Raw genomic sequence first — 17,644 nt, 5'->3', positions numbered from 1 at the left:
TTACCACCAGGAAGCTTTTGCCCTTTGACAGCTAATGCCACTGAGTGGCACTGTCCCCCGAGTGGCCGACTGTGGCCGTTGAACGTCCCCTGAAGGAGCCTCAACTCGTGACTACCGTCCCTACGGGCCGCTCCCGTCCGACGATTGCCCTGCTGGTGGTGCTGCTGGCCTTCGTCACCGTGCCGATGTCCATCTCCGGGGCAGCCGTCGCCCTGCCCGACATCGGCGAAGACCTGCACGCCGCAGGCGCACCCCTGCAATGGGTTATGAACGCCTACAACCTCACCTTCGCCTCGTTCATGCTCGTCGCCGGATCCACGGCCGACCTGGTGGGGCGTCGTCGGACCTTCGCGACCGGTGCGACCGTGTTCGCCGTCGGCTCGCTCGCCGCGGCAGTCGCACCCGGCATCGTCCTGTTGGACGTCGCCCGTGCCCTGTCGGGCATCGGTGCGGCGGGGGTGTTCGCCAGCGGAGGCGCGATCCTGGCCACGACGTTCGACGGCGCCGCGCGCACCCGGGCGTTCGCGGCGCTCGGCAGTGCCGCCGGCCTCGGTCTGGCGGCCGGGCCGACCCTGGCGGGCTGGTTGGTCGGCGCACTCGGGTGGCGCGCCACCTTCGGACTGCACGCGGTGTTGGTGGTCGTGGCACTGGCCGGTGTCGGTTGCGTCGCCGAATCCCGCGCCGAACAGCGACCCCGGCTGGATGTGACCGGTGCCGTGGTGTTCGTCGCCGGCCTGGGCCTGCTCGTCCTGGGTGCGGTCCAGGGCCCGGACCGGGGTTGGGCGAGCCCTGGTGTGCTGGCACTGCTCGTCGTCGGCGTGGGGCTGCTGGGGCTCTTCGTCGTCCTGCAGGCGCGCTCGACGGCGCCGGTCCTGGATCTGACGCTGGTGAAGAACCGCCGGTTCCTGGCGTTGTGCATGGTGCCGGTGGTGTCGACCTTCGGCTTCGTGACGCTGCTGACGTACCTGCCGACCTATCTGGTGGGCGCGAGCGGCTTCTCGCCCCAGCGTGCGGGAACGGTGTTGCTGCTGATGACCGCGCCGGTACTCCTGGCCCCACCGCTGGCCGGGGGGCTCGTCAACCGGGGTGTGTCGCCCCGTACGCTCATCACGCTCTCGTTGGTGATGTTCGCCGGCGGAAACGCCTGGCTCACCGTGATCGGGCCTTCCTCCTCCGTCGCGGTGATCGCCGGTCCGCTGCTGACGAGCGGACTGGGAGCCGGACTGTCGTTCGGTGTGGGCGACGGCGCGGCGATGAGCCTCGTCGAGCCCGAGCAGGCCGGAATGGCCACCGGATTCCTCAACACCCTGCGGATCGGCAGCGAAGCCGTCGTCATCGCCGTGTACGGCGCGGTGCTGGTCAGCCTCATCGGTACCCGCGTCGGCTCGCAGGAACTGGCCGCGCGGGTCGCCGCGGGCGACCTGTCCGGCAGCGACCCCGGTGTGCTGGCGGACGGGTTCACCCATGCCCTGCACCTCGCGCTGTACGGAACGGCCGCCGTCTGCGCGATCGGCGCGGTGGTCATCGGCGCCGCACTGGCCCCACCGCGCCGAGCCGCCGCCGCGACGCCCTCCGTTCCCCAGGACGCCCAACTGACCACGAAGGCGGGCTGATCCGGCGCCGCCGGCGGACCCCGTCCGGAACGAAAGCGTCGGTCCCCACGATCACGATCGGATCGTGGGGACCGACGTCATACGAGGGACCGAACAGACCAACGGCATCCGTCAGAGGTGCGGCCCCGGCACCTCACACGCGGTCGGCGGCGATCAGCAGGTACTGGAAACTCCCGTTGCGGTAGGCGTTCAAGAACGTGTCCTCGATGCCGGTGACCAGGTGGTCGGCCTTCCGGCGCAGCTCCCAGTACGGCAGCGCGGTCTCCGTCAGGTCCTCGACGTGCACGGGGACGAGTCGGTTGCGGGCCATGGCGTTGAAGTACGCCGAACGGGGGTGGATGTCGCAGATGTAGTGGGCGTTGATGAGGGACACCTCGCGGGAGGCGCGACCGTAGGCGTCGTTGTAGCAGCCGGTGATCGTGACGTAGCGCCCGCCCCGCCGCAGCAGCCGCGCGTGCTCCGCGAACAGCAGGTCCAGTTCGACGTACATCGTCGACTCGTTGTTCCAGGACGCCGCGTACGCACCGGAGGTGAAGCCGGTGTCGAGCATGTTGCCGTGGTGGTAGCGGACCTTGTCGTCGATACCGCGTTTGCGGGCCTGCTCGTTGGCGAATTCGGCCTGCTTGGCGGAGATGGTGACCCCGTCGGCGTGGCAGCCGTAGCGCAGGTTCGCCACCACGCTGCCGCCGCCGCGTCCGCAGCCGGCGTCGAAGACGCGGTCGGACGGGGTGAGGTCACCGAGGTGGGAGGCGAGGAGCTCGGCCTGGGCGTGCTCCAGGCGGTGCAGTTCGCCGGTGACTCGTTCCCGACGACGGTCGGGATCCGGCTCGTCCAGCACCGACCAGTCGGCGTCCCCGATGCCGTAGTGGTGGTGGTACAGGTCGTCGATCTTTCCGAGTTCGAGGTTGACCGGGTTCTCCTCGGCGTTCCAGTAGTCCGCGACCCGTGACTGGTACGTGGACTGGCTCGGCACCGGCGTGCGGGCGGCGGTGTCGGCGTGTGTGATGGTCAACGGTGACTCCTTGGGACGATGCGTGCGCGGGTCTACCAGTAGTTGGGCAGCTGGTAGCGGTCGGTGTTGGTGGCGTGCCACTCGTGGTTGCCGGAGACCCAGTCGGTCAGTCCCCGGACGTACTTTTCGAGGAGGGGCGAGAGGGCGGCCAGCGGGGCCGACTCGGCCTCGAACGCCTCGTAGACCTCGTTGTGGATCTCGACGCTCTTGAGGTAGGCGGCCTTCAGGCCGCGTTTGTCGTTGGCGGCCACCACCTGCGGCAGGTTGAGGTGGGTCGGGTCACTGGCCAGTTCCTTGGTGAAGGAGTACAGGTCGTTGACGATGGTCGTGGCGTTGCACGCCAGCGTGGTGACCCGCTGGACCTCGGGACGGGCGTAGACCGCCTCGGGCAGTTCGTAGCCGTCCACGGTGTCCACGAGGGACAGACAGGGACGGAAGTTGTTGAACTGCCGCATGACCAGGTACTCCCAGACCTGCGGTGCGTGTCGCGTCTCGGCCCAGGACGCCTCGCCGAGATAGCCGAGGTGCAGCCGCGCCATGTCGTGGACGAAACGGTCCGCCTGACTGGGCGTCGAGACGGCCGCGAAGTCCTTCATCGCCCAGTAGTACGAGCGCAGCGGTCCGTCGGCCTGCATGCCCTCGCGCCACTCCTCCTCCAGCGCGGGGGTGCCGTGGAAGGGGTCGAGGGCCGACTGGGCCAGGATCAGCCGGCCGGCGAGGCCGCTGCGCGACGCACCCCGCCCCTCGTCCTCCTCGCAGTAGCAACTGTCGACGACGTTCTCCGCCAGCAGGAACTTCCCCGCGACGGTGAGGCGTTCGAGATCGGCCGCGCCGGGGTGCTGCAGGACGACGGCCCGGCCGCACTGGAACTCCGCGAAGTCCCCGGTCCACTGCGCGGGGAAGAGGTCCAGGCTGCGGGCCCACTCCTCCAACCTGCGGTCGATCTCCTTGGCCTTCTCCGGGTCGGCGGGGACGGCCGGTCGGTACTTCAGACCGGGGACGGCTCCGCCGTTGCGCGCCCGCAGGTCCCGGACGAGGTTCGGCGGTCCGGGCATGGTGAACCCGGAGTCGGTGCTGGGGGGCGTGCTCATGGTTGGTACTCCACCGGGTCAGTCGGCGCTCCGGCCGAGCTGGACGTTCTCCAGGATGCCGACGGCGTCGGGCACGAGGATGGCCTGCGAGTAGTAGGCGGTGACGAGGTACTTGATGATGGCGGCCTGGTCGATGCCCATGAAGCGGACGTTCAGACCCGGTTGGAACTCCTCGGGGATGCCTGTCTGGTACAGGCCGACCACGCCCTGGTCCGCCTCCCCGGTCCGCAGCGCGACGATGCTGCTGGTGTGCGTACCGCTGATCGGGATCTTGCCGCACGGGAAGATCGGGACGCCGCGCCAGGCAGGGACCTCGTGCCCGTCGACGTCGGCCGTGCCCGGCACCAGACCGCGTTTGTTGCACTGCCGGAAGAAGGCGGCGATCGCCTTCGGATGGGCCAGGAACAGGCGTGTCTTGCGGCGCATGGACAACAGCTCGTCCATGTCGTCGGGGGTCGGCGGACCGGTGTAGGTGCTGATGCGCTGGCCGTAGTCGGCATTGTGCAGCAGCCCGAATTCCCGGTTGTTGACCAGCTCCCACTCCTGGCGCTCGCGGATCTCCTCCACGGTGAGCCGGAGTTGCTGCTGGGTCTGGTCCATGGGCTCGTTGTAGAGGTCGGCGACCCGGCTGTGGACCCGGAGCACGGTCTGGGTCAGGGAGAGTTCGTACTCGCGCGGGGCGAGTTCGTAGTCGACGAAGCCGCCGGACAGCATCGGCTCGCCGACATGTCCCGCCTGTACCGGCACATCCGCTTCGCCCTTGCGGTTCATGGGGAGCTGCTGCTGCTCCGCGTACGCCGACAGGTGCGCGGCCAGGCTCGGCACGCGGCCGGTGAAGTCCTCGAGCACGTCCCAGGGCAGCACCATCACCACGCCCTCGGTATCCGCCCGGACCGAGCTCAGCCACCGCGGTTCGGGCTGGCCGATCGCCTCGTCCCCCATCTGGTCGCCGTCCGTGACGACACCGATGATCTCCTCCTCGCCGTACTTGCCTGGCTTGTAGCGGGAGAACCGGCCGTGGACGACGAGGAACGCCTCGGTGGCGGGCTGCCCCGCTTCGAAGAGGACCTGGCCGGCCCGGACCTCCCGGACGCGGAAGCGGCCGGCGATCTCCTTGAGGACCGCGATGTCGTCGTAGCCGCGCAGGACCGGGAGTTCGGTGAGGGTCTGGGGGATCACCTTGATGTCGTCCGCGCCGTTCTGCTCGAACTGGACACGTCCCCGGCCGACTCGGAGCTGCAGCCGTCGGTTGACCCGGTAGGTACCACCCTTGACGTCCACCCACGGCAGCATCTTCAGCAGCCACCGCGACGTGATGGCCTGCATCTGGGGCACGGTCTTGGTGGTGGTGGCCAGTTGGCGTGCGGCCTGCGTGCTGAGGCTGGTGCGCGCGCTGTCTGCGGCTGGATCGAGTACGGGCTCATCGGTGACGGAACCGGTGACGCTGTCCGGTGTGGACACATTCCCTCCCGGGACGTGAACAGAGGTGGGCGGAACGGCCGTTGATGTGCAGGGGGCCGTGCGCAGGGACAAGCGAAACAGGCTGGAGATCATCTCGGTACGGCGTGAAGGAGGGCGCCTTCGCACTCAGGGGGCGCAAACATCAAGATGGCGCACACGGATCAAGATCGCGATTCCGCGCGCCCCCGGGTTACCACGTATCCCGGAGAAGCATGCGTCGTGACCAGCGCCAATCGTGTCGCTCGTTGGTGATCACCTTCGCACAATGATGCGAGACGGGTCGAAAGGCCCGGAGTCCCCTGACGCCCCCTGACGCCACTGGCCGGACGTGCCGACGCCCCGTGCCGTTCACGTCGACCCCAATCACCCTTCGGGCGCGCCGAGTTCCTCCTTGGTGGTCGTCGACGTAGCCGCCTTCGTGATGTCCTGAAGCGTGGTGGAGAGACTGCGCATCCCCTTGGCGATCTCGTTCAGGGAGGTGGTGAAGAGTGCCCCGCGTTGTTCTTCGGCCTTGCGGGTCTCGCCCTCGGGCGGAACCGTCGCCTGCCGGCACTTCTGGGCCCCCAGCCGCAGTTGGCTCAGCGTGTCGGACCACGACGTCTGCAGGTCCGGGTCGGGAACCCGGAAGTAGCCCTGGGCCTCCTCGACCCGCTTGCCCAGCGTGCCGCAAGGGCCGTGGAACCGCTTCTCGTCCACCCGGACCTGCCCGTTCTCGTCCCTGCTCTGGGCCGAGAGCAGCAGGATCTGGTGAGCCAGCGATGCCCAGGCGGTCTCGATCTGCTGCGCGTGCAGCGTCCCGCCGTGGTACATCCACGACCAGACCTGCCATGTGCGGAGCTTGGCCGCCTGACCCGGCGAGAGCCGGTCCGGCTTCTTGTCTCCCGCGGCCGCCGTGTCCCCCGAGGAGCCGGCCACGGCGGACGAGGACGAGGAGGCCGTCTGCAGGATCGTCACGACGGTCAGCAACAGGGCGGGAACACCGAGCGCAAGGACCGTGCCCGTGGTGAGGAGTGCCGAGCGCTGCCGGCGGGACGCGGTGGGCGCCGGGACCGCGGGCAGGTCCGACGCCGCCGGCCGCCCGCGCAGTCGGCGGGCGGCCCAGGCCGCGCCCGCGCCCATCAGGGCCGCGCAGGCCGCGCCGACGACGGCGCCGGCCAGCGTGAGGTGGGTGACCCCCTTGTCGACGGTCAGGCCGTTGTGCGGGCGCCACTGACAGGCGTCCAGGACGGTGTTCAGCGGTCCGAGGCAGCCGTCGGCGGAGTAGAGCACGAACACCCCGGCATACGCCATCAGTTGGGTGATCTGTGCGGCGATGAGTGCCCGCAGCAGCCAGTGGCGTCGGGAGTACGCCGCCACCAGCGCGGCGGTCAGCCCGCAGGCCGCCAACACCGTCACGACCATCCACCACGTGTGCACGACGAGGAAGGGCCCCGCGCGCTCCTTCAGCGTGGCCGGCCGCTGCAGGTACATCGCGTACATCGCCGCGGCCAGTCCGGCCCACGACACCAGCCCGCCGGCCACGCCCGCGCCGAGCGTCCGGCGCATCCGCAGTCCCGGCCCCCGCACAAGCAGGAGAACCAGCGGAACGAACCACATCAGGAAGGCCGTGGCATCGGCCAGGCGCTCCTCGGACAGCGGCGTGAGAAGCGGCATGCCGACCGTGAGGGTGGACAGATCCAGGCCGTAGTCCCGCCAGTTGCCCGGCACCATCCGGGCGTACATCGCGGCCAACCCCTCGCCGGCATCGCCGTACCCCATGGCGATGCGCTCGCCTCCCAGGCGCCACCACAGCAGTCCGGTGAGCAGCACCGCCGCGGTCACCAGCGCACAGACCACCGCTGCCGCCCACCGCTGCCCCCGCCGCGGCAGGCCGAGGGCCAGCCGCAGGCTGTGGGACCACCACAGTGTCGGCACCGCCCCGATGAACAGGAACGCGAGCAGGTACTCGGGCTGCGACAGCAGCACGTCGAGCCGGTACTGACCACTGGCCGTCACCTCGCCCACCAACAGGCCGCAGCCCAACCAGAGGCCCGATACCACAGTGGACCTGACGTAACCCCGCGCCGGGTCCGAGGCACGCACCAGCGGCAGGCCCAAGCCGGCACAGAGCACCGGCGTCACCACCGCGACCGTGGCCCCCAGCGCGTACGACCACCCCACGGTTTCCGGGAACAGAGCGGAAGACGTCAACCCCAGCGCCGAGTACAGGAGCGACGCCGAAGCGCCGGTCAGGAACATCTCCAACGGACTGACCCGGAAACCACGGCCGGCATCGGCAAGGACCCCACGACGCTCCGCCCAACTGGGGTGGGTCCGCAGCAGCGCGGTGAGCCGGCGCAGCACGGGGGCCACGGCACCCGCCGGGTCGGACCGGTCCCAACTGCCGGGATGCGCGCCCCAGGCCACCGCCTGGAGGTCGGCGTGGAGTTCACGTCGGCGCAGCAGATCGGCCCGGGCGAGGTGCAGCAGCGCGGTCAGCAGCAGCCCGACGAAGACCTCGGCCAACAGCGCGGGCGCGGCCCCGGGCCACCACGGCGAGTCGGTGCCGGAGAACGCGAGGAGGAAGATCCAGCCGATCCCCGCGAAGTGCGGCAGGAGGGCGAGCAGCACGTAGACCCGCCACAGCGCGGTACTGGCGTAGGCGTAGTCCACATCCCGGTGGTGGACGTGGGCGAGCTCGTGCAGCACGACCGCACGGAAGCCCTCGGGGTCGGTGCCGCGCCGGGCGAGCAGACCGGCATGCAGGCACACGGTGTAGTTCCCGGTGCGGCCGTAGGCGCTGGCGCCCGAGGCCATCCGGGCCGGATCGACGCGGAAGCGCAGGCCCGACCGGACGCCGGTGCGCTCGCACAGGGCGGCCAGTTCGGCTCGCAGTGTGCCGTCGGCATCAACGGCTTCGACCGGCACCATCCTGCGCCGCCAGTCGCGTGCCTTCGGCATCCACCAGTAGACCAGTGCCGCGACCGCGAGCAGCACCGCGGTCGCGATCAACGCCCGGTAGCCGACCGGCCGGTCGCCCAGGCACTTCAGCAAGGCGTCCGGACGGCTCATGGTCGCCCGGATATTGCCCAGATCGCTGCCGGCGGGGTCGAACCCGGCGGCGTACAGACAGCTCGGTGTGCCGTACAGGCCCGCGCCGGGGCGCCCCGACTCGGACGGCACCGAGAGTTGGTCGAGCACGCTGGTCAGCGTCGCGAAGCTCGACGCCGTCACGAGGATGATCAGGAGCGCGAAGCGGGGTCCGGTTCCGCTGGAATTCCTGAGCGCCGCGAAAGCCCTCGCGAGGCGGCCCCGGGTGTTCCCGGCCCCCGCCGCCCCGTGTACCGGATCGCGTACGTATGCCATCAGTAACCCCCGTACGTAGCAGTCGAGTTGAGCGTAGGTTCGGCGCCTTCGGAGGAGAAGAGGAACGACACCGGGTACGGGCGGAAATCCCGATCCCGCCGGCTCGCCGTCCCCCGCGTCCCTGAAGAGACCTTCAGGTGGCTTCAGCTCCGCTTCAGGTCCGTTCGACCACTGTGGTGGCACAGCGTTCGACAGCGCGGACCCGGACGACCGGGCCCGAGCAACCACGTGAGGAGAGCACATGAAACGCCACCTCGTCATCGCCGCCGCCGCGGCCGCCGTGCTGGCGTCGGTACGGTCACCGCCGTCGCGGTCAGTGGCAGCGGCTCCGGCGGCAGCGCACCGACCGCGGCGCCGGCCGCCGGGAACGGTCGACAGGACACCGAGGACCTCCGGGAGGCCCGCGCGGCCCGGGTGACCGCACCCCAGGCGGCAGCCGCCGCCCTCAAGGCCGTCCCGGGCAAGGTGTCCGGCCTGGACCTGGACCAGGACCGCCCCGGCCTGGTCTGGGACGTGGACGTGTTGGGCAAGGACGGCAGGTGGCACGAGATCACCTTCGACGCGCGCACGGCCCGAGTGCTGGACCAGCGCATCGACGGGGCGAACGACGACGATCACGGTCAGGAGCGGGCCGCCCTGGGCACCGCCCGGACCGATGCCGCCGGCGCTGCCAGGACGGCCGCCGCCGGACACGGCACGGTGACCTCCGTCGAACTGGACGATGACCACCGTGCGCAGGCGGTCTGGGAGGTCGAGACCCTCACCGAGGACGGCATGGAGCACAAGCTCCTCGTGGACCCGCGCACCGGCGCCCTGCGCACCGCGCCGGCGCATGACGCGTACGACGACAACGAGGGTGGCGACGACTGAGCCGGTCGGTCGTCGGGGCTGCCACACGGCGATGCTGCTGCCGCCGGTGGCCGGCCCGCACAGCCGTCAGGGCACCGTCCGGAAGGCCGAGTTCAGCCCCGACGGCCGCACCCCGGCCCCCATCGGCGAAGACGCCACCGGCCGCCCAGCAGCACCGCGCAGGCCAGCACGGTCAGCAGCCCGCCGGCGAGGAACGTGCCCCGCACGCCGGCGAGCGGAAGGACCAGCCCACCGAGCGCGGCGCCCGCCGCGATGCCGGCGTTGTACGAACCGGAGTTCGCCGCGAGCGCGATGTCCGTGCGGCCGGGCGCGCAATGCAGCATCGCGTTCTGGGTGGTCATGAACACCGGCCCGAGCGCACCGCCCATCAGGACCAGGAACACCACGGCCGCCGCCTGATGGGTGCCGGCCGCGAACAGACCGAGCATGCCCATCGCCTGGGCGGCCATGGCCGTGGCCGGCGCCGCGTGAGGGAAGCGGTCCAGCAGCGCCCCGGTGATGCCCACCCCGGCCAGACACGCCACACCGAAGACCACGAGCCAGACGCTGACCGTGTTCGGGGCGAAGCCGCTCACGTCGACCAGGAACGTCACGACGTAGGTGTATCCCGCGAACGCCCCCGTGGCGGACAGCGCGCCGGCCGCCAGTACGGTCCCGAACCGTCGGGGGTCGGGACTGGTTCCGTAGGCGGCGGGTTCCGCCTCCGGCGGTGAGGTCGGCAGCCCGGCAGCGATCGTGACGAGCGAGCAGAGCCCCGGTCCCGCGAGCAGCGCGACGGGCACCCGCCAGTCACTGTGCTGGCCCAGCCAGGTCCCGAGGGGAACACCGAGAACGAGGGCGAGTGAACCGGCGACGGACAGCGCCCCGACCACACGCCCGCGGACCTCGGGCGCGAACAGGCCCACCGCGACCGGCCCCATCACGGCCCAGAACAGCGCCTGGGCGAGAGCCGTCAGCAGCCGTGCCACGAGGAGCGGCCAGTAGGACGTCGCCAGCGCCGCGACCAGACTGGACACGACGAGCGCGGCCAGCAGTCCGGTGAGCACATGACGCCTGGGCACGGTCCGCGTCGCGTGGGCGAGCGGCAAGGACGCCACGGCCACCATCACCCCATAACCGGTGACCAGGAGGCCGACCGCCGCCACCGGGACCCGGAGGCTTCTCGAGATGAGCTCCAGGAGGCCGATCGGCAGGTTCTCCGCCGTGTTGAAGGTGAACGCGGCCAGCATCAGGGCCGCGAGAACCGCCGTCGCGCGCCATGGAGCCGGGCGCGTGGCGCCCCTACGACTACCTTCGGCCCGCACCCCTTGCGCCTGTTCCATGGCACCGTCCATGGACGTACCTCACCGAGCCCACCCGCCCCGCCGCAACCGAATTCGCTCTTCGTCCGAGGCCGGTTCGGCCGAGGGGCGGACGGCAAGCGTCGCCAGTCACCAGACCGTGAAGTAAGTCACCAAATGCGCGAGAACCAGACTTTTCGCTCGGTCGTCTCTCCCCTCGATATCGGTTGGCCAACCCGCTGGACAGAAAACCGAAGGAGAGCCCCTGTGTCCTTTCCCCTCGCCCTGAGCATCGGCGTCCTCGGCTGTGGCGTCATCGCCGCGGTGACCTTCCTGATCGGCCGTCCCCGGCGGACGTCCCATCGCGTGTGCAGCGCGCTGGGATGGTTGTGGGTGGCCGGGGTCGTGGGCCTGACGTTCGGCACGCGCTCCGGAGGCGGACAGGCGATGAACCTCAGGCTGCTCGACCTCTCGAACCCCGCCGACACCTGGGACTTCTTCCTCAACGTGCTCATGTTCCTCCCTGGCGGGCTGCTCCTGGCGAGCGCAGGCGTGAGCCTTCTGACCGCGACGACCGTGGGATTCCTGGGTTCCCTCGCCATCGAGACGACGCAGTACCTCACCGCCTCGGGGCGGACGGCCGACGTCAACGACCTGTTGGCCAACACGCTGGGCTGTGTCGCCGGATACGCCTGCGCCGCAGCCGTCCGGGCCGCCTTCCGCAGGACCACGGCGACCGCCGGACCGCGCCTGCGGGCCTGACGCCGGACCGCGCGGCCGGGCGCGCGCTCCGGAGCCGATCACAGGAGTTCCGGTGGGACGGCCATGCGGAGGGCGGCGGTGACGGTGGCGACGGCCGGGTGGTCGGCCGCGCCCGCGCGGTGGACCGTGCGAGTGCGGCGGGACATCGGGAGTCGCGTGAGGCTCAGGCCCGGGGGTGGTGCGGTGGCGCCGAGGTGGGGGATCAGGGCGACGCCCTGGCCGAGCGCGACCAGGGCCAGGACGGTCGCGAAGTCGTCGACCTCGTGGCGCACGTGCGGGGTGAAGCCGGCTGCCTGGCAGGCCCGCATGGCCATCGTGCGGCAGAGTCTGCCGGGCGGGGCCATGATCCACGGGCTGGTGCTGTGGTCGTTCAACGAACTCGGCGTCCGGGCCGCCAGGTACATCGGTTCGGTGAACAGTTCCTCGCCGGTCAGGCCGGGCTGCGGCTCGGCGGGGACGACGTCGTATTCGTGTACCAGGGCCAGGTCGAGTTCTCCGGCGCGCAGCGCCGCGGCCACGCCGACCGGATCGACGTCGAGGACTCTCGCCTCCAGCATCGGGTGTTCGCGGGCCAGCGCGGCCAGGGCGGCCGGGATGATCGCACGGGTCGCGGACGGGTAGCTTCCGATGCGCACCGGACCGGCCAACCCGGAGCGTACCGCTGCCAGTTCGGCTTCCGCGTGCTCCAGGCGTTCGAGTACGTCCTCGGCGTGCCGGACCAGGTTCTGCCCGGCCGGGGTGAGTGCAACGCGGCGTCCCGTCCGCTTCAGCAAGGACACTCCCGTCTCGCGTTCCAACAGGGACAGTTGTTGGGAGACCGCGGACGGGCTGAACGACAGTGCCTCGGCGACGGCGGCGATGGTGCCCCGGTGCGCGAGTTCCCTGAGCAGACGCAGGCGACGAACATCAAGCATCAGCTCAGCTTACGAGCACCATCGAGAGTATGAACTGGACCTGTGCGACAACCGGTCGCCATGCTCAAGGGCATGGAACTGCATGGCATTTACGTACCGCTGGTGACGCCGTTCGCCGAGGACGGGGAGGTCGCGTTGGGGGCGTTGGAATCACTGGCGCGCTCGGTGCTGATGGAGGGTGCGGCCGGGCTCGTCGCGCTGGGTACGACGGGGGAGCCTGCCACGCTTTCGCCGGAGGAGAAGTGGCAGGTGGTGGAGGTCTGCGCCCGGGTGTGCCGGGAGCGCGGGGCGAGGCTGATCGTGGGCGCCGGCGGCAGCGACACCAGACAGAGCGCGGCGGCACTGGAGGAGCTGGCACAGGTCGCGGACGCCGCGCTGGTCCCGGTACCGCCCTTCGTCCGGCCCTCGCAGGACGGGGTGCTCGCGCACTTCACATACCTGACGGAGCACAGCCCGGTACCGCTGGTGGTCTATCACATCCCCTACCGGACCGGGCAGGCACTGGAGGCCGGCACGCTGCGTCGACTGTGCCGGATGCCCGGGATCGTCGGGGTCAAGCTGGCGACCGGCTCGGTGGACGAGGACACCATCGAGCTGATGGGCGACCTGCCACCCGACTTCGCCGTGCTGGCCGGGGAAGACGCCTTCCTGGCCCCGCTGCTCGCCCTCGGCGCCACCGGCGGGATTCTCGCCTCGGCCCACCTGGCCACCGCGCAATTCGTCGAACTGCTCGAAGACTGGGACAAGGGAAACCTGCTGCACGCTCGCGCACTCGGTCACCGTCTGGCGGCGCTGGCCCGGGCGGTCTTCGCCGAACCCAACCCGGCGGTCGTGAAGGCGGTGCTGGCGGCGCAAGGGAGGATTCCGACGCCGGCGGTACGGCTGCCGTTGCTGCCCGCGAGCGAGACCGCGGCAGCACGGGCGTCGGCCTGCCTCGATGCGCTTTCCGAGGGGCCCTGAACGGCCCTGCCCGGGGCGTCGGCCACGGAGCGGAGAGCGATCCGATCCTGGGGTCCATAGGGGTGGATTCGCCCAGACACGCGCGTCACCGGGGGCCAGAGGCGGCAGCGTTACACAACACCCAGTCGCCCGTCCTAGGAGGAACGCCATGCACCGTGGGACTCGTCGAATCGTCGCCGTCATCATCGGGGCTGTCGCACTCGTCGGACTCATGTCCCCCCAAGCCAGCGCGGGCGGCGGCAGCCCGGTCAAGAAGGCGATGATGAAGTTGGGACTGCCGCCCGACGGCATCGGCACCCTCCTCATCGACGCCGCCGGCGCCGCCGCTGCGATCGTCTAGCAGCCGCGAAGAGGTGACCCTGCCGTAGGCGGGAGCCAGGTCGTGTCCGCGGAGTCCCGTCTGTCATCCGGTGTCCGGCACGCCCTCCGGGCGAACGAGGGGACTTCGCGGACACGACTCAGCAGGGTGGGCGGTAGGGGAGTGCGGCGAAGAAGTGGTCCCAGTCGGAGCGGGTGAGCGGTGGGTGGGCGGTGGCGCAGATTCGAGCGGCGGCGCGGGTGGGGTCCGTCTCCCACAGGCGGGCGGTGGCGTCTGCGCCGGCGGTGGCCAGGGTGTGGCCGTCGGGGCCGAAGGCCAGTCCGTAGACGCGGTCGGTGTGGCCGGTGAGCGTGGCCAGGGCCGTTGGTCTGCCGGGGTCCGTGACGTTCCACAGGCGTGCGGTGGTGTCGGCGCTGGCGGTGGCGAGGACGTGTCCGTCGTGGTTGAAGGCCACGCCGTAGACGGCGTTGGTGTGGCCGGTGAGGACGGCCAGGCGGTGGGGTTGTCGGGGGTCGCCGACGTCCCATAGGCGGGCGGTGCCGTCGAGACTGGCGGTGGCGAGCGTATGGCCGTCGGGGCTGAAGGCGGCGCAACGGATGGACTGGGTGTGGCCGGTGAGGACGGCGAGGGTGTGGGGGTGTCGGCGGTCGGAGATGTCCCACAGGCGGACGGTACGGTCCTGACTGGTCGTCGCCAGGACGCGCCCGTCGGGGGCGAAGGCCGCCCCTTCGGTGTTGTTGTGATGTCCGGTCAGCACGGCCGCGAGGGTGGGGCGGCGCGGCTCCGTCACGTCCCACAGGCGGACGGTGGCGTCCTCGCTGGTGGTGGCCAGGGTGCGGCCGTCGGGGCTGAACGCGGCCTTCCAGACGGTGTCCTTGTGGCCGTGCAGGGTGGCCACGGCGCTCGGGTGCCGGAGGTCGGAGACGTCCCACAGCCGGGCGGTGCGGTCGTCGCCGGTCGTGGCGAGGGTGTGGCCGTCGGGGCTGAAGACGGCCGAGCGGACGGTGCCGGCGTGGCCGGTGAGGGTGGCGAGCTGTTGTGGATGGCCGGGATCGGCGACGTTCCACAGGCGCACGGTGTGGTCGATGCCGGCGGTGGCCAGCGCGCGGCCGTCGGGAGCGAACGCCGCGCTGTACAGGCCGTCGGTGTGGCCGGTGAGGATCGGGCCGGGGATGTCCCACAGGCGTGCGGTGTTGTCGTCGCCGACCGTGGCCAGGGTGCGGCCTTGCGGGCCGAAGGCCGCCAGAACGACGTTGTCGGTGTGGCCGATGAGTGTGGTGAGGTGGTGGGGATGTTCGGGGTCGGTGAGATCCCACAGGCGTGCGGTGTGGTCGTTGCCGGCGGTGGCGAGCGTGTGCCCGTCCGGGCTGAACGCGGCCGAGCGGACGGCGTCGGTGTGGCCGGTGAGGGTGCCCAGAGGCCGCGGATGCCGACGGTCGGCGACGTTCCACAGGCGAGCGGTCCGGTCCGCTCCGGCGGTGGCAAGGGTGCGGCCGTCGGGGCTGAAGACGGCCGACCACACGGTGTCGGTGTGGCCGTGGAGAGTGGCGAGGCCGCGGGGATCGCGGGGATCGGTCACGTCCCACAGACGTGCGGTGTGGTCGTCTCCGGCGGTGGCCAGGGTGTGGCCGTCGGGGCCGAAGGCCACCGACAGCACGGTGTCGGCGTGACCGATCAGGGACGCGAGTCGGTCGGGGTGCCGGGGGTCGGCGACGTTCCACAGTCGCACGGTGCGGCGGTCGTCGCCGGCGACCGCGAGCGTGCGCCCGTCGGGGCTGAACGCCACCGACCAGACGTTGTCGGTGCGGTTGCCGAGTGTGGCCAGGCGGTGGGGGCGGTCGGGTCGGGTGACGTCCCACAGGCGGATGGTCCGGTCGACGGCGGCGGTGGCCAGGAGGCGGCCGTCGGGGCTGAACCGCACCGACCGGACCGTGTCGGAGTGCCCGGTGAGGGTGGCCAGCCCCGTCGGACCGCCCGGGCCGGTGAGCCTCCACAGCCGCACCGTGTGGTCCTCGGTCGCGGTGGCCAGGGTGCGCCCGTCCGGGCTGAACGCGGCGGCGTCGGCGCTGCCGGTCAGCCGGTGGGCGTAGGGCGTGGCGAACGTGCTGAGCACGGCGCCCAGCGCCTCGGCGGTGGGCGCCAGCCGGTAGGCGGCCAGACCGAGTTGGGCCGCCAGGGCGGGGGTGGTGGCCCGCTGGGCCATGGCCTCGATCGCCACCTGCCGGGACACCGCGAGGTCGCGTTCCCGGTCGGAGGACCACTGCGCGCGGAAGGCGAGGACGGTGCTGACGCTCGCCACCACGACCGCGGTGGTCAGCAGCGCGACGAGCTGACGAAGGCGACGGGTGCGGCGGCGGACGGCGGTCTGCTCGCTCATGGCGGCGGCGATCGACGCGTCGAGGAACCTCCCCTCCAGAGCGGTGAGTTCGGCCCGCGCTTGGGGAGCGGCGAAGGCGTCCTTCGCCGCGGCCAGCCGGGCTCCGCGGTACAGCACGCCGACGTCGTGCCGCAGTTCCTCCCATGCCTGGGCGGCTTCGGTCAGCTTCCGGTGTAGGCGCAGGCGTTCGCGGTGTTCCTCGATCCAGCCGCGCAGGCGGGGCCACGAGGCGATCAGGGCTTCGTGGGCGAGGTCGGCGATGCCGTCGTCGAGGGTGACCAGCCGCGCGCGGGCCAGCCGTTCGAGGACGATACGGGTGCCGGCGGCGTCGCCGGTGTCGAGTTCGCCGTGCGGGACGGGACGTCGGGTGTCCTGGGTTCCCTCGCCGGGGGCGATGAGGCGCAGCAGGATGCGCCGGGCCAGCCGGGCCTGGGCCGGGGAGAGCCGGGTGTAGACGTCCTCGGCGGTCTGGGCGACGGCGCCGTGCACACCACCCGCCGCCTCGTAGGCGGCCACGGTCATCGTCCGGCCCCGGCGGCGGCGCCAGGTCTCCAACAGCGCGTGCGACAGCAACGGCAATCCGCCCGGCGCGTCCGCCAGTTCGCCCATCAGCCGGTTGGTCAGCGCGCGCTCGACGACGAGGTCGTCGGCCGCGGCCGGGCGCACGATGGCCTCGCGCAGCTCGGCCGGGGTCATGGGGCCGACCATCAGCGTCGCGTGCTGCAGCGCGGTCACCAGTCCGCGGTGCTCGGCGCAGCGGGGGTAGAAGTCCGCGCGCACGCCCAGCACCACCCGCAGCCGGCTGCCGGGATCCTCCGCCGTCAGCAACAGGTCGATGAACCGGCCGCGCTCGTCGGCGTCGGCGCAGAGGGTGAACAACTCCTCGAACTGGTCGACGATCAACCAGACGTCCCCGCCGGCCCCGACCGGGGCGAACAACTGCTCATGGCTGCGCACCGGGTGCGGTCCGGGCGTCAGGATGCGCAGAGCGGCGGGCCGTGGACCGGGCTCCCCGGCGTGCCGCAGGCGCGGGATCAGCCCGGCGCGGAGCAGGGAGGACTTGCCGCTCCCGGAAGGGCCGAAGAGCGCCGCCACCCGGTGCTCGCGCACCAGTTGCACGAGTGCGCCGGTCAGCGCGTCGCGGCCGAAGAACCGCGCGTGGTCGTCGGCCTCGAAGCGGGCCAGCCCCCGATACGGCGCACCCGCACCGCCCCCGGCGACCGACCGCGCGGCCAGCTCCTCGTCCACCTGGCGCCACCGCAGCTCCCACTCCGCGGCGTCCCCGCCGCACGCCTCCACATAGGCCAGGGTGACCGGGAGGGACGGCAGCTTCTCGCCCGCGGCCGCCTGGGACAGCGTGGGCACGGAGTACGGCACGCGCTGGGCCATCGCCCGGTAGGTGATGCCGCCCGCCTCCTGGCGCAGTTTGCGCAACTCATGAGCCAGCCGCTGCACCGGCCCGGCGGTCGGGTCCACCGGTTTCTCACGACGCCCCACGCTGTTCCCCGTCCCCCGCGGAGTCCTGATCGCCCGCCACGCTAGGCATGTCCTGCCGTACCCCACAAGGCGTGCTCATGTCCCCAGCGGCCCTTTTCGGCCGTCGGCCGCGGATTGTTGGGTGCGGGAACCGGGCTGCCCAA

The 17,644-nt window shown here is 71.5% G+C and carries 12 protein-coding genes and 1 pseudogene; 5 read left to right on the top strand and 8 right to left on the bottom strand.

The genetic code is table 11. The features are described 5' to 3' along the window. Positions 1-107 precede the first annotated feature (107 nt). Positions 108-1,613, top strand: a complete 1,506-nt coding sequence (locus MOV08_RS01410) for an MFS transporter (protein WP_275305830.1) — start codon at positions 108-110, stop codon at positions 1,611-1,613. 133 nt (positions 1,614-1,746) lie between these two features. On the opposite strand, the gene MOV08_RS01405 is transcribed toward MOV08_RS01410, so the two are convergent. The 4 genes from MOV08_RS01405 to MOV08_RS01390 all read right to left on the bottom strand — a co-directional run bounded on the left by MOV08_RS01405 (position 1,747) and on the right by MOV08_RS01390 (position 8,390). Further along, positions 1,747-2,625 carry a geranyl diphosphate 2-C-methyltransferase gene (locus MOV08_RS01405; RefSeq protein ID WP_039628840.1) on the bottom strand — a complete coding sequence of 293 codons (879 nt, stop codon included), beginning with the start codon at positions 2,623-2,625 and terminating at the stop codon, positions 1,747-1,749. A 32-nt stretch (positions 2,626-2,657) separates the two neighbouring features. Next, on the bottom strand, positions 2,658-3,716 hold the full coding sequence (locus tag MOV08_RS01400) for a family 2 encapsulin nanocompartment cargo protein terpene cyclase (protein WP_275305829.1): 1,059 nt from the start codon (positions 3,714-3,716) through the stop codon (positions 2,658-2,660). A gap of 18 nt (positions 3,717-3,734) precedes the next feature. After that, the gene (locus MOV08_RS01395) at positions 3,735-5,177 is read right to left on the bottom strand and encodes a family 2B encapsulin nanocompartment shell protein (RefSeq protein ID WP_275305828.1); all 1,443 of its coding nucleotides are present in this window, start codon (positions 5,175-5,177) and stop codon (positions 3,735-3,737) included. Between the two features lie 363 nt (positions 5,178-5,540). After that, positions 5,541-8,390 carry a M48 family metalloprotease gene (locus tag MOV08_RS01390; protein ID WP_275305827.1) on the bottom strand — a complete coding sequence of 950 codons (2,850 nt, stop codon included), beginning with the start codon at positions 8,388-8,390 and terminating at the stop codon, positions 5,541-5,543. 360 nt (positions 8,391-8,750) lie between these two features. Here MOV08_RS01390 and MOV08_RS01385 point away from each other — a divergent pair, with 360 nt between their 5' ends. Further along, positions 8,751-9,392: a PepSY domain-containing protein gene (locus tag MOV08_RS01385; RefSeq protein ID WP_275305826.1), complete on the top strand. Its 642-nt coding sequence runs from the start codon at positions 8,751-8,753 to the stop codon at positions 9,390-9,392. Positions 9,393-9,484: 92 nt separating this feature from the next. On the opposite strand, the gene MOV08_RS01380 is transcribed toward MOV08_RS01385, so the two are convergent. Continuing rightward, entirely contained in the window at positions 9,485-10,621 is a 1,137-nt protein-coding gene (locus MOV08_RS01380; protein ID WP_275311675.1) for an MFS transporter, read from the bottom strand. 318 nt (positions 10,622-10,939) lie between these two features. On the opposite strand from MOV08_RS01380, the gene MOV08_RS01375 reads away from it, so the two are divergent. Next, a complete protein-coding gene (locus MOV08_RS01375; protein WP_039628827.1) occupies positions 10,940-11,434 on the top strand; it encodes a VanZ family protein in 495 nt (164 codons plus the stop codon). Positions 11,435-11,472: 38 nt separating this feature from the next. On the opposite strand, the gene MOV08_RS01370 is transcribed toward MOV08_RS01375, so the two are convergent. Both MOV08_RS01370 and MOV08_RS44000 read right to left on the bottom strand, forming a co-directional pair. Next, positions 11,473-12,069 carry a LysR substrate-binding domain-containing protein gene (locus tag MOV08_RS01370; RefSeq protein WP_420834273.1) on the bottom strand — a complete coding sequence of 199 codons (597 nt, stop codon included), beginning with the start codon at positions 12,067-12,069 and terminating at the stop codon, positions 11,473-11,475. Positions 12,070-12,171: 102 nt separating this feature from the next. After that, positions 12,172-12,348 (bottom strand): annotated as a pseudogene (locus MOV08_RS44000) (LysR family transcriptional regulator); the annotation flags it as partial. 72 nt (positions 12,349-12,420) lie between these two features. Here MOV08_RS44000 and dapA point away from each other — a divergent pair. Together dapA and MOV08_RS01360 are read left to right on the top strand one after the other, a co-directional pair. Further along, the gene (gene dapA / locus MOV08_RS01365) at positions 12,421-13,308 is read left to right on the top strand and encodes a 4-hydroxy-tetrahydrodipicolinate synthase (RefSeq protein WP_275305825.1); all 888 of its coding nucleotides are present in this window, start codon (positions 12,421-12,423) and stop codon (positions 13,306-13,308) included. A gap of 148 nt (positions 13,309-13,456) precedes the next feature. Next, positions 13,457-13,648, top strand: coding sequence for a hypothetical protein (locus MOV08_RS01360; RefSeq protein WP_039628824.1), 192 nt, complete (start codon positions 13,457-13,459; stop codon positions 13,646-13,648). 118 nt (positions 13,649-13,766) lie between these two features. On the opposite strand, the gene MOV08_RS01355 is transcribed toward MOV08_RS01360, so the two are convergent. After that, the gene (locus tag MOV08_RS01355; protein WP_275305824.1) at positions 13,767-17,501 is read right to left on the bottom strand and encodes an nSTAND1 domain-containing NTPase; all 3,735 of its coding nucleotides are present in this window, start codon (positions 17,499-17,501) and stop codon (positions 13,767-13,769) included. Positions 17,502-17,644 lie beyond the last annotated feature (143 nt).

The sequence above is a fragment of the Streptomyces yunnanensis genome, assembly GCF_029011865.1.
GTDB classification, from domain to species: Bacteria; Actinomycetota; Actinomycetes; order Streptomycetales; family Streptomycetaceae; genus Streptomyces; species Streptomyces yunnanensis.
Note: the sequence above shows the minus strand (reverse complement) of the source record. Positions and strands in the feature narration are given on the sequence as shown.